The organism is Caballeronia sp. 11_S32, assembly GCF_056930355.1.
In genome coordinates this window covers 1,347,064-1,359,748 of the sequence record NZ_JBXOWH010000003.1, presented here as the reverse complement: position 1 = coordinate 1,359,748, position 12,685 = coordinate 1,347,064, and the positions used below count along the sequence as shown (strand labels likewise).

At 65.6% G+C, this 12,685-nt stretch carries 7 protein-coding genes; 5 read left to right on the top strand and 2 right to left on the bottom strand.

Annotated features, from left to right (window positions below; all coding sequences use genetic code 11):
* Positions 1-8: 8 nt before the first annotated feature.
* Positions 9-4,343: an RHS repeat-associated core domain-containing protein gene (locus tag AC1Z32_RS17905; protein ID WP_483479880.1), complete on the bottom strand. Its 4,335-nt coding sequence runs from the start codon at positions 4,341-4,343 to the stop codon at positions 9-11.
* Positions 4,344-5,053: 710 nt separating this feature from the next.
* On the opposite strand from AC1Z32_RS17905, the gene AC1Z32_RS17900 reads away from it, so the two are divergent.
* Positions 5,054-7,165, top strand: coding sequence for a prolyl oligopeptidase family serine peptidase (locus AC1Z32_RS17900; protein ID WP_483479879.1), 2,112 nt, complete (start codon positions 5,054-5,056; stop codon positions 7,163-7,165).
* A gap of 328 nt (positions 7,166-7,493) precedes the next feature.
* Here the strand turns inward: AC1Z32_RS17900 and AC1Z32_RS17895 are convergent, their stop codons facing one another.
* Positions 7,494-8,705: a Bcr/CflA family multidrug efflux MFS transporter gene (locus AC1Z32_RS17895; protein WP_483479878.1), complete on the bottom strand. Its 1,212-nt coding sequence runs from the start codon at positions 8,703-8,705 to the stop codon at positions 7,494-7,496.
* 149 nt (positions 8,706-8,854) lie between these two features.
* On the opposite strand from AC1Z32_RS17895, the gene AC1Z32_RS17890 reads away from it, so the two are divergent.
* The 4 genes from AC1Z32_RS17890 (at position 8,855) to AC1Z32_RS17875 (ending at position 12,579) form a co-directional block, all read left to right on the top strand.
* On the top strand, positions 8,855-9,337 hold the full coding sequence (locus AC1Z32_RS17890) for a hypothetical protein (protein ID WP_483479877.1): 483 nt from the start codon (positions 8,855-8,857) through the stop codon (positions 9,335-9,337).
* A gap of 186 nt (positions 9,338-9,523) precedes the next feature.
* Entirely contained in the window at positions 9,524-10,807 is a 1,284-nt protein-coding gene (hemL, locus tag AC1Z32_RS17885) for a glutamate-1-semialdehyde 2,1-aminomutase (RefSeq protein ID WP_483479876.1), read from the top strand.
* An 18-nt stretch (positions 10,808-10,825) separates the two neighbouring features.
* Positions 10,826-11,938, top strand: a complete 1,113-nt coding sequence (ribD, locus tag AC1Z32_RS17880; RefSeq protein ID WP_483479875.1) for a bifunctional diaminohydroxyphosphoribosylaminopyrimidine deaminase/5-amino-6-(5-phosphoribosylamino)uracil reductase RibD — start codon at positions 10,826-10,828, stop codon at positions 11,936-11,938.
* A gap of 29 nt (positions 11,939-11,967) precedes the next feature.
* On the top strand, positions 11,968-12,579 hold the full coding sequence (locus tag AC1Z32_RS17875; RefSeq protein ID WP_483479874.1) for a riboflavin synthase: 612 nt from the start codon (positions 11,968-11,970) through the stop codon (positions 12,577-12,579).
* Positions 12,580-12,685: the final 106 nt, after the last annotated feature.

Below are 12,685 nucleotides of genomic sequence, written 5' to 3'. Positions count from 1 at the left end.
CCTCGAACTTAGTATTTGTTATGGAATCTAAACCACCGCTGAATTTTATCTACAGCTCGCTTTATTTTACATTTATTAGCAGACACAACTGCCTCTTGCTGAGAGCTCAGTGGAGGCGACCCTTTTATTGGTTTTCCGTTTTGACCAATCTTCGTTTTCGGACCATTACCGGAAACATGTAAGTGTGCAGGGCCGTGGTCACCGCTTTTATAATTATGAACAATGGTTACGCCACTTTGCTCTACGACTACTTTGGGCGGAAGTTTTACTTCGGTATATTTCCCGCCGCCCTTTACGAGCAGATCGCCCGGTTCAACACTTAGGCCAAGCGGATCGACCCAACCAAAGATATTAGGCGCGAACTGATACGGATTTAATCCGCCGGCGAGGCCGATCGGATCTTGTGATATGAATATGCCGGTCTGCGGATCGAAATATCTGTGTCGGTTATAGCAGAGGCTCGACTCCCGATCGAAGTACTGGCCCTGTAGCCGAATCGGCTGCTCGACGCCTCGCGCCTCGACCCAATCCACCCCACCGGTCACACCATAATGCGCCTCCCAGACGATCTCGCCTGCTTCGTTTCGTAGTCGGCTCGGCGCACCATTGGGTTCATTCTCGTAAAAGAATAACCCCGTCTCAACCACCTGCCCACCACCCGCGCCATCCGCCTGCCGCTCCAACCCCTGCATCGCCAGCGGCTCGAAGCTGCCTTCATGATACGCATAGAACCGCGCCTGTCCAGCACAGGCCGGGGCCTCGCGCACTTCGCCCACCATCACATCGCCGTCCCACAGGAAGTGCGTGCACGAACCCTGCTCGCGATGCGTCCTCCCCGCGATGCGCCCCTCCGCCGCCTGCTTGCCGATGCGTCGCCCCAGCGCATCGTAGCGATACGTCCAGCGCTCGTTGGACGTGTTCTCGAACCGCGCCAAGCGTCCAAACTCATCCCGCTCGAAACGCTGCACGCCCAGTTCGCGATCGTGACGCTCGGTCAGTTGCCCCGCCGCATCCATCCACCAATGCGCACCATCGGCCTGACGCAGTTCGCGCCCGTCCCGATCCTCACGCACTGTGCGGAAACGATCGCCCTGCGCGTCGTACACGAAGTGACGCACGCGCTCGGCCGGATCCGTATGCGCGACAATCCGCCCCAAGGGATCGTAGCGATACCGATCCACCCCGAGCCGGCTATCGCTGCGCGTCACCAGATTGCCGCTCGGGTCGTACTCGTACGCCACCTGCGCATCGCGCTGCCCCGCCGCCCTTGCCGTCTGCCGTGCAAGCCGTCCCGCGCCGTCGTACTCGTACAGCTGATCGAGTTGCGCGCTGAGCCGCAGCCCGCTCAGCCGACCCGCCATGTCATGCGTGAAGCGAATCGGCTCGTGCGCGCCGATCTTCAGCGTTTGGACCTGCCCCAACGCGTCGTAACCGTACGCCAGCGTTTGACGATACGCCGCCTCGCTCGCCGATGAACGCAACTCACGCCGCTGCGTGCCCAGTTCCCCGGCCGCGTCGTACACGTACTCCACCGTGCCGAGCGTCCCGTCTTGCTGCTGCGTCTCGCAGGTGATCCGGCCATCGACGTCATACGCGCGCTCCACCACGCCGTGCGCATTGCGCGCTTCGATCAACTGCCCGCGACGGTTGTACGCATATTCCTCCACCGCGCCGCTGTCCGCGCTTCGACGCGTGATGCGCCCGAGCGGATCGCACGCGATCACCAGCACCGTGCCCAGCGGATCGACCGTGCGGCTCAGATGGCCCGACGCATCATACGCATAGCGCCGCGACTGCCCGTAGTAGTCGATCTCCTCGATCAGCCGCCCCGCCGCGTCGCGCCTGAGCTGCCAGGTCTGGCCCAGCGGATTGCTCACGCCGATGAGCTGCTCTTCCGTATCGTAGTGATACCGCGTGAGGCTGCCGTCCGGGTCCGTGCGCGTCTGCAACTGCCCTTGCCCGTAGTAGCCAAAGCGCGTGATCTGGCCCGCTTCATCCGTGTAGCGGATCAGATTGTCCTCACGGTCGTACTCGCAGCGCACCTGCCGCCCGCCTGGAAGTTCGCACGCCACCAGGCGGTCCTTCGCGTCCCACACGTAACGCGTGGACTCTTCCCCCGGCGATTCACGGCGCAGCAGATTGCCACGCGCATCGTGCGTGAAGCGCGTGATGCCGCCCAACGCATCGCTCAGGCTCGACAGATAGCCGCAGCCGTCGTAGTCAAGCGTCGTGGTGCGCTGCGCGGCATCGGTGACGTGCCGGAGTTGACCGCGCGCATCGTAGGCGAAGGCCGTTGCGATACCCGAGGGCGTCGTCTGCGCGATCAGATTGCCCTGCGCATCCCATGACTGCTGCCACTCGCCGCCTTCGGGATCGGTGATCGACACCGGACGATGATCCGCGTCGTACTCCGTGCGCACCACCGTGCGGTCCGCCAGCCGATGCGTCAGCAGATTGCCGTACGCGTCGTATTCCCACTGCGTGGTGTGGCCGCCGGGATCGACCTCCGCGATGGTTCGCCCCTGGCTGTCGTACTGGTAGCTGCGCACGCCGCCCAATCCGTCGATGCGCGCCACCGGCCACTGCTGGTCGTTGTACTGCAGCACCGTCACATGCCCGAGCGAGTCGGTGAAGCGCGTCTCCAGATGTGCGAGGTCATACTCGAAGCGATAGTCGTACAGGCCGCCATCGCCCCACGCGTGATCGACGCGCCAGACGCCGTCCACATGGCGCGTGTGGTTGTAGTAGAACGACAGGCCGTTGCGGTCCGTGTGACGCACCATCTGGTGCGGGCCTGCGTACTCGAAGCTGTAGGGCACGTCGTGCGCGTCGAGCACCGCGCCCAGGTTGCCCTGCTCGTCCTGACGATACGTCGCCAGGCGGTGCGTGCCGCCCTGCGCATCGCGCAAGACCACGGCGCCGATGCAGCCCCTCACGCTGCCGGGGCCGGCGAGCACTTCGCGACCCGTCGGCTGCTCGCCGCCATGCTCGATGAAGCGGATCGACAGGCTGCCGTCGCGCGGCTCGACACGCCGCTCGATGTGCCACGCGTTGCCGTTCAGATCCGACAGGCGCGCGAGCGGCACGCCGAAGGTGCGGCCCTCCGCGACGCTCGGCACGCGCTCGCGCCACTGCCGAGGCAAGGCGAAAGCGTACTCGATTCCGGCGCGGGTGCGGATACGAATTTCGTCATCCTCAATAAAGAGGGCATGCCCATGCTGGCGATCGTAGACACGCTCCGTCCAGCCCGACTGCGCAGGCAGTTCGTCGAACGCCGTGGCGTGATCCGCGAAGTACACCGCCGCGCCAAACTGCGCGCCTTCTCGCACCAGCTCGAGACGAATGTCGGCCGGGCTGCGCCAGCCGTGACCGAGCGCACCCGCGAAATCGTCGTGGCTGGCGTAGTAGCGGTCCCATACCAGCGGCAATCGGCCCTCGACCGTGAAGTCATTCTGCTGCACCACGACTTCGCCGGTGATCGAGTTGACCGGCTCCGCGTCGAAGATCACGCACTTGATGAAGCCCGACGGAAACTTCGCGAACAGCTTCTTCGCGAGCTTCGAGCCGCGAAACGCCTTGAAGAGCGCAGCGGCCACCGCCATCATGTTCATCACCGGCGGCCCGCCCACGAGCACCGGACGCTCGGCCGGGATCGGCAGCATCACCGAAGTCGGCAGCGACATGTACTTGCGGTCGGTGTGCGCGCTGTTGTGCGACATCGGCAGCATGCCCGCGCACCAGCAACTGAGCGCGGGCAGCGCGAGAAACGACATCGGGTCGCCATTGGCCAGCACCGTGCGGCTGCCCATGAAGGATTCGGAATCCTGCGACGGGCCCTTTGCATCGGATGCCGCGAAGCTCGCACCCAGCGGGAAATGCAGGCCCGGCACGTGAAACGTGTGGGTGCCGGCGGTCGCGCGCAACATCCCGTTGATGAAGATCGGCGCGCCGCCCCCGCCCTGGCCGACGTTGCCGCCCAGCGCGTCGTTGAGCTTGTTCTGCAGCGCGTTGAGCTTGTTCATCGCGCCCATGCCGGCCTGCACGGCGTCGTTGCTCATGACGGCGTTCACCGCGCCCATGCCCGATTGCACGAGATCGCTGTGCATGAGCTGCTCGATCTGCTGCTCGTGGGCCTGCACGAAGGCCTCGGCCTGCTCCTCGACGAAGCTGAACACGATGCTGCCGATGACCGCCATCGCCGCATTGACGTATTCGCGCAGATCGAGCACCACGCCCACGTGCGGATGCGGCAGCGGAATGGGGCTGGGCGCCGGCGGCACGATCACCATGTGGACGTCAATTCCGACCACCGGCGTCAGGTGGTTGACTGCCAGCATCGACATGAAGCGGGGTCCTCGAATCGCCTTGGAATAGGTTTTATAGCGATCTTTCGGATAACCAACTACTCGATAAGTCCTAGATGCGGGCGATCTGCGGCTACGACGACAAAACCATCGTGCGCTGTGTACGTCTGCGGAAAAGCGAAAGTAGACGACGCTTTGCGCGCCGATTCCAATGCCGGGCTGCCAGGTAGTGAATTCTTTTAGCCAGCGCTTCCTGCGACGCTCCTGGCGCTTTTCATTGCATGGCCCCGATATCGAATGGCTCGCGTTGACAGAGATTTCGTCCCTATGACCTCAAGCGCCTGGCCCAAAAAGAGCGCAGACGCGGAAGAAAGGAGAAGCCCATGGAGTGCGCTTTCACCCCAAACGACCAACTGACAGCAGAAGACTGCGATTCCGAGCAACTCGTAGAGCGGCCTGGAGGGGGCGGGTGTGATGACGCGACTATCGGCATTGGTCAGCCGTGCCGAATTGCACTTGCCTTCATATGGGACAGTGCCAGCGCTCGGGGTGCCATATTCTCCCCGCTCGAGGACGTGAAGCGGGCGATGCCCTCCGCTCAACTCGTCGAGGCTAGGCTACCCTTCACCTGGCCAGCCTGATTCACGAGCCATCATCGCCGTCACGTTACCAAAACCTCCCCGCTCATGCCTTCGCGTCCCCATTACAGGCACAATCGACCTTTTGCACTTCGATCCACCCCGACCCGCATGACTCTTCTTTCCTCGCATCCCGACCTCGCCTGGCCAGCTTCCGACAGCGCCGATCCCTACATCGGCCTCGAAGCGCTCGACGACGCCCGCGTGCAAGCCTGGGTCGATGCCCAGAATCGCCGCACCGAGGCCGCGTTCGGCAACACCGCCGACGCGCGCGCGCTCGCCGGGCGTCTGGAAAAGGCGTACACCTCGAAGGACCGCATCGTCACGTGCTCGCGCTATGGCGACTGGGCCTACAACACGTGGCAGGACGAGGCGCATCCGCTCGGCATCGTGCGGCGCACGCCGTGGAGCGCATGGCTCGCGGGCGCACCCGTTTGGGAAACTATCCTCGACGTCGACGCGCTCGACCTCAACACGAACGAAAAAGACGACACCCGCTGGGCGCTCGCCGATTTCGACATGCTCTACCCCGCTTACGATCGCGCGCTGGTGAGCCTGTCGCCGGGCGGCTCGGACGCGTGCATGGTGCGCGAGTTCGACATTGCGTCGAAGTCGTTCGTCGCGGATGGCTTCACGCTGCCCGATGTCGGCAAGCACGATATCTCGTGGATCGATCGCGACACGGTCTATGTCGGCTGGGACGACAGCAAGACGAACCCGAGCCCCGCGCTCACGACCTCGGGCTTTCCGCGCGAGTCGCGTCGCTGGAAGCGCGGCACGCTGCTCGCCGATGCGCCCGTCGTGTTCAGAGGCGAGCGGCGCGACGTATCGGCGGGCGCGGACTACGATCCGCTCGAAAAGCTGCATCTCGCATCGCGCGCGGTGACGTTCTACGACACGCTCAATTACTGGCTCGACGAAAGCGCCAACGAATGGCGTCAATACGATCTGCCGACACATGCGGAAATCGAGCACTGGAACGGCTGGCTCTTTGTCACGCCGCGCAAATACTGGAACGCGGGCGGCCGCCGCCATGCGCCCGGCGCCCTGACCGTCATCCGCCGCGACGCCTTTCTCGCGGGCTCGCGCCATTTCATCGCGCTCTTCACGCCGTCCGAACGTCTCGTGCTCGCGGGCATCGACTTCACGAAGCACTGGCTGATCGTCTCGCAGATGGACGACGGCACGCCGCGCGTCACCCTGATGCGTCCGCCGGCCGACGAAAACGCCGTCTGGCCAACGCGCGAGTTCGTACTGCCCGACGCGAGCCAGTCCTGGGTCGATTCCATCGACAGCGAGCGCGACGACACCGTGCTCATTCACGTCGAGCACTTTCTGATGCCGCCTTCGCTATATCACGCCGATCTTGCGAGCGACGCGCCCTGGGCGTTGCTCGCCAGCCTGCCCGCGCAGTTCGATGCGAGCGGCCTGTCCGCCGTGCGCCGTCACGCAATCGCGCCGGACGGCGAGCGCATCCCGTACTGGCTGATCGGCCATGATGTCGGGCACGACACCGATGCGCGCCCTTGCCTGCTCTACGGCTACGGCGGCTTCGAAGTCGCGCTCGATCCGCATTACGACGCGACCACCGGCATCGCGTGGCTGGAGCGCGGCGGACTGTACGCGATCGCCAACATTCGCGGCGGCGGCGAATTCGGACCGGCGTGGCATCAGGCCGCGTTGCGCGAAAAACGGCAGGTGTCGTTCGACGACTTCATCGCGGTGGCGCAGGCGCTCATCGATAGCGGCGTCACGACGGCGAAACAGCTCGCGATTCGCGGCGGCAGCAACGGCGGCCTGCTGACGGCCGTATGCATGACGCAGCGGCCGGATCTGTTCGGGGCGGTGCTCTCGGAAGTGCCGCTCGTCGACATGGCGCGGTTTCATCTGCTGCTGCAGGGCGCATCGTGGATCGACGAATACGGCGACCCCGACGATGCCGATGACCTGCGTCATCTGATGGCGTATTCGCCGTATCAAAACGTGAAAGCGGACGTGTCTTATCCGCCCGTGCTCTTCACCTCATCGACGAGCGATGACCGCGTGCATCCCGGCCACGCGCGCAAGATGGCCGCCAGGATGCAAGCGCAAGGGCACGCGGACGTCTGGTATCAGGAAACGGGCGAAGGCGGTCATGGCGCGGGCGTCGAGCCGGAAGCGGTTGCGCAGGCGGAAGCGGCGGCATTTACGTTTCTCGCGATAAACCTCGCGTCGCGCCCGTAACGCACGTTCCAGGACGCGCAACGGCCCGTTTCAGCCGGTCTCGCGCGTCCGCCGTCGATGCGAATTCGTTCGGTAGGTCGCGGGCATGTGGCTACGTGAAGTTGCACCCATTCCTTGTCGAAGTTCAGCAAGCGGGTTGCGTGGACAGAACCCGCGCGAAGAGCGTCATCGTGGTCGACAACGACGGCGCCGCAAACAGGGAATGGCCGAACTGAACCGAAACGAACCACGATCAGAAGCACCTTTGACCCGGCACGACCTGACCTCGCCCTTCGGCGGGGTTTTTTCGCCAGAACGGATGCAGCCGCTCGCGGCGCGCACGCACCACTCAAACTCTGACGGGCGCCGCATGCGAGCGCAGCACCAGCGTGCGTCCCGCGAAGGTCAGCACACCGCACGTGCCGATCACGATGCCCATGCCGTGCGGCGACACGTCATGAAAGAGCCCGACCGCGAGACTCGCGAGCGCGCCGAGCGCGAGCTGCATCGCGCCGAAGACGGCGGCGGCCGCGCCCGCGTTGTGCGGATAGCGGTGCATCAGCTCAGTCGTGCAATTGGCCGACAGCAAGCCGACCACGCCGACGACGAAAAACAGCGTCACGACGATGGACCACAGCCCGCCCCAGCCCGTCAGCGACACGAGCGCGACCGCGAGCGCCGCCGCGACGCTCACGAAGGACGCCGCCGAAATCATCTTCATGGCGCCGACGCGTCCGACGAACTTCGTGTTCAGCACATTGCCCGCGATGATGCCGATGATGTTCAGCCCGAACAGCAGCCCGTAGTGCTGCGGCTTCACGTGGAAGTAATCGATATAGACGAACGGTGTCGCGGTGATGTACGCGAACATCGATGCGAACGCCATGCCGCCGCACATCATGTGGCCCCAGGTGACGGGATCGGTGAGCAGATGTCCGTACGCGGCGAACGACTTGCCGACCGCCGCGCTCGCGCGCTTCTCCTTCGGCCAGGTCTCGGGCACGCGCAAAAAGGCGGTCACCGCGCACGTCAGCCCGAACAGCGTCAGCGCGACGAAGACGATGCGCCAGCCGCCGAGCAGGAGCAATTGCCCGCCGATCAAAGGCGCGAGCAACGGTCCGATCGACGTGACGATGGACAGCATCGACAGCACGCGGGCGGCGTCGCTCGGCGCGTGGGCATCGCGGGCAATGGCGCGCGCGAGCACCGATGCCGCGCCCGCGCCGAGCGCCTGCAGGAAGCGCACGAAGACGAGCGCATCGATGGAGAATGCCGCCGCGCAGCCAATGCTCGCAAGCGCGTACAGCACGATGCCGCCGAGCAGCACGGGCCGCCGTCCGTACGCGTCGGACATGGGGCCGTAGAGCAGCATGCCGAAGGAGAAGCCGAACATGAAGCTCGTGAGCGTGGTTTGCGCGGCGGCCGGACTCGTGCCGAAGGAAGCCGCGAGCGCGGGCAGGCTCGGCAGATACATGTCGATCGACAGCGGGCCGCACGCGGCGAGCGCGCCGAGCAACAGGATCAGCCGGCCATCGGGCCGGCGCCGGGTGGTGTCGGGCATGGAGTTCGCAAGACGGGGATGAGCAAAGCGGCGCGGCTTTCAGCCGCGCGAGCGAGCGCTCATTGTACGCGACGCCTCGCCGCGATCCGGCCCTCACCGGCGGGTTGCGCTAAGCTCACCGCTCCTTTTCATCTCGTTGCGTCGAACCGATGACCGCTTTTCTGCTGATCTGGAGCCCAAAAAAGTGGCCGTGGCCCGAACTTCCCGATGTCGCGCGGCGCGTGGCCGCGGGCGAGGCCGTCGCCGATGTCTGGGGCTGCGGCACCGCGCGCGGGCTCATGCCGGGCGATCGCGTGTTCGTGCATCGCGTGTCGCAGGCACCGAAGGGCGTGTTCGCGTCGGGTTACGTGACGCGCGCGCCGTATGAAGTACCCGATGCCGGCAGCAAGTGCGGCTATCGGCTGTGCATCGACTTCGCGTACGACTGGCTCGTCGACGCGCACGAGAAAGTCGTCGTCAGCCGCGACGAGTTGCGCGCGCATCCGTTCTCGGTGCAGACCTGGGACGCGCAGATGTCCGGCACGCTCATCAAGCCGATGGCCGAAGGCGCGCTCGAAAAGCTCTGGACGGAACGGACCGGAAGGCGTTCCCGGCCGCCCGCGCTGCCGTCCGCGCCCGCCGCATCGGGCTAGGCCGTGCGAAAAACGGCAAAACGTTCGACGCCGATCCAGGCGCGACACGGCCCGTTCGCATCGACTCCGGTACAATTTCAGCAACGTTTTTCGCGTCGGACGCGCGTATTTCGCGCTGCGCGTGTCGCCGCCCGAGCGCCCATCCCTCGCGATTCCCGCATCCACTTTCAGCGCAGGCCGCCATCCATGTCCAAGAATCAAGCTCTCTTCGAACGCGCACAACGAACCATCCCCGGCGGCGTGAACTCGCCGGTGCGGGCGTTCCGTTCGGTCGGCGGCACGCCGCGCTTCATCGAGCGCGCAGAAGGACCGTATTTCTGGGACGCGGAAGGCGAGCGCTATATCGACTACATCGGCTCGTGGGGCCCGATGATCCTTGGCCACGTCCATCCCGAGGTGCTCGAAGCCGTGCAGCGCGTGCTCGCGCACGGCTTTTCGTTCGGCGCGCCGACGGAAGCCGAGATCGAAATCGCCGAGGAAATCTGCAAGCTCGTGCCGTCGATCGAGCAGGTGCGCATGGTGTCCTCCGGCACCGAAGCGACGATGAGCGCGCTGCGCCTCGCGCGCGGCTTCACGAACCGCAGCCGCATCATCAAGTTCGAAGGCTGCTATCACGGTCACGCGGACAGCCTGCTCGTCAAGGCGGGCTCCGGGCTGCTGACGTTCGGCAATCCCACGTCGGCGGGCGTGCCGGCCGATATCGCGAAGCACACGACCGTGCTCGAATACAACAACGTCGAGCAATTGAACGAGGCGTTCCAGGCGTTCGGCTCGGAAATCGCGTCGGTGATCGTCGAGCCGGTCGCGGGCAACATGAATCTCGTGCGCGCGACACCCGAGTTTCTGAACGCGCTGCGCGAGCGCTGCAGCGAGTACGGCTCGGTGCTGATCTTCGACGAAGTGATGTGCGGTTTCCGCGTCGCGCTCGGCGGCGCGCAGGAGGTCTACGGCATCAAGCCGGACCTCACCTGTCTCGGCAAGGTCATCGGCGGCGGCATGCCGGCGGCGGCTTTCGGCGGACGACGCGACATCATGGCGCATCTCGCGCCGCTGGGCGGCGTCTATCAGGCGGGCACGCTGTCGGGCAACCCGATCGCGGTGGCCGCGGGCCTGAAAACGCTGCAACTGATCCAGCGCCCCGGCTTCCACGACGACCTCGCGAAGCAGACGCGCAAGCTCGTCGACGGCCTTTCCGCCGCCGCGCGCGACGCCAAAGTGCCCTTCTCCGCCGATTCGATCGGCGGCATGTTCGGCCTGTATTTCATGGATCAGGTGCCGGGCAGCTTCGCGCAGATCCAGCAGGGCGACACGAAGCGCTTCAACGCGTTCTTCCACGCGATGCTCGACGCGGGCGTGTACTTCGCGCCGTCGGCGTTCGAGGCGGGCTTCGTGTCGAGCGCGCACGACGACGCCGTCATCGACGCGACGATCGACGCCGCGCGCGGCGCGTTCGCGACGCTCGCCGCCTGACGCTACCGGGCCGCGCCGATGTTCTCGCAAACCGACTTCACTCATATGGAACGCGCGCTGGCGCTCGCCTCGCGCGGCATGTACACGACGACGCCGAATCCGCGTGTCGGCTGCGTGCTCGTCAAGAACGGCGAAGTGATCGGCATGGGCTTCACGCAGCCCGCCGGCCAGGACCACGCCGAGGTGCAGGCGCTCAAGGACGCCCGTTCGCGCGGCAAGGATCCGCGGGGCGCGACGGCGTATGTGTCGCTCGAGCCGTGCAGCCATTTCGGGCGCACGCCGCCTTGCGCGCACGCGCTCATCGACGCGCGCGTCGAGAAGGTGATCGCGGCGATGGAAGACCCGAACCCGTCCGTGTCCGGGCGCGGTCTCGCGATGCTGCGCGACGCGGGCATCGACGTGCGCTGCGGCCTGCTCGCGAACGAGGCGCACGAGATGAACATCGGCTTCGTGTCGCGCATGACGCGCCGCCGTCCGTGGGTGCGCATGAAGGTCGCGGCCACGCTCGACGGCCGCACCGGTCTGCCCACGGGCGAAAGCCAGTGGATCACCGGCGAAGACGCGCGCGCCGACGGTCACGCGTGGCGCGCCCGCGCCTGCGCGATTCTTACCGGCATCGGCACGGTGCGCGAGGACGACCCGCAACTGACGGTGCGCGCGGTCGACACGCCGCGTCAGCCGCAACGCGTGCTGATCGACAGCCGCCTCGACGTGCCCATGCAGGCGCGCATTCTCGACGGCGCGCCGCCGTGGATCTTCCATAGCGCCGACGCCGATTCCGCGCGCATCGGCGCATTGCGCGCGAAAGGCGCGGAGCTGATCGAGCTGTCGAACGAGCAGGGCAAGGTGGATCTCCCCGCGATGCTCACCGCGCTCGCCGATCGCGGCATCAACGAACTGCACGTCGAAGCGGGCCACAAGCTGAACGGCTCGCTGCTGCGCGAGGGCTGCGTCGACGAACTGCTGATCTATCTCGCGCCGAGCCTGCTCGGCAGCGCGCCCGGCATGTTCGACTTCGCGCCGCCCGCGACGCTGGATGCGCGGCCGCATCTGAAGTTTCATCGCATCGACCGGCTCGGCGACGATCTGCGCATTCTCGCGCGCTTCGCCGGGACGAACGTCGCAAGCTGATCACGCACCGAATCAAGGAAACGAAGCCGATGTTTACAGGAATTGTCGCGGCGGTGGGCCGCATCGAAAAAGTCACGCCGCTCGGCTCGGAGGACGCGGGCGTCCGTCTGACGGTCGCCGCGGGCAGTCTCGATCTCGCCGATGTCGAGCTCGGCGACAGCATCGCGATCCAGGGCGCGTGCATGACGGTGGTTCAGAAGTCCGCCGATGCGTTCGATGTCGACGTGTCGCGCGAAAGCCTGAACAAGACGGTCGGCCTCGGCGACGCCGGCGCCGAAGTGAATCTGGAAAAGGCGTTGCGCGCGCACGACCGGCTGGGCGGGCATCTCGTCTCGGGCCACGTCGACGGCCTCGGCCTCGTCTCGAAGTTCGAACCGGTGGGCGAATCGCACGAGTTGCGCATCGTCGCGCCGAAGGACATCGGCAAGTATCTGGCTTACAAGGGCTCGGTCACGGTGAACGGCGTGAGCCTCACGGTGAACTCGGTCAGCGACCGCGCGGACGGCTGCGAGTTCTCCATCAACCTGATCCCGCATACGGTCGAAGTCACGACACTCAAGGCGCTTCGGGCCGGGACGAAGGTCAATCTGGAAATCGACCTGATCGCGCGGTATGTCGAGCGGATGATGAGCGCGTCGTGACGCGCGCCTGAAGGCGAAAGCCAGCCTTCGCCGCGGCGCGGATCGTCCGAAAGGCACAGGCAAACTTCCCGGTCATCTGCCCGCCGATTTCACCGAATGTCGCCCA

Coding starts and splice junctions, on each gene's coding strand:
- AC1Z32_RS17905 (WP_483479880.1), bottom strand. CDS start 4,343: ATGTCGATGCTGGCAGTCAACCACCTGACGCCGGTGGTCGGAATTGAC.
- AC1Z32_RS17900 (WP_483479879.1), top strand. CDS start 5,054: ATGACTCTTCTTTCCTCGCATCCCGACCTCGCCTGGCCAGCTTCCGAC.
- AC1Z32_RS17895 (WP_483479878.1), bottom strand. CDS start 8,705: ATGCCCGACACCACCCGGCGCCGGCCCGATGGCCGGCTGATCCTGTTG.
- AC1Z32_RS17890 (WP_483479877.1), top strand. CDS start 8,855: ATGACCGCTTTTCTGCTGATCTGGAGCCCAAAAAAGTGGCCGTGGCCC.
- hemL (WP_483479876.1), top strand. CDS start 9,524: ATGTCCAAGAATCAAGCTCTCTTCGAACGCGCACAACGAACCATCCCC.
- ribD (WP_483479875.1), top strand. CDS start 10,826: ATGTTCTCGCAAACCGACTTCACTCATATGGAACGCGCGCTGGCGCTC.
- AC1Z32_RS17875 (WP_483479874.1), top strand. CDS start 11,968: ATGTTTACAGGAATTGTCGCGGCGGTGGGCCGCATCGAAAAAGTCACG.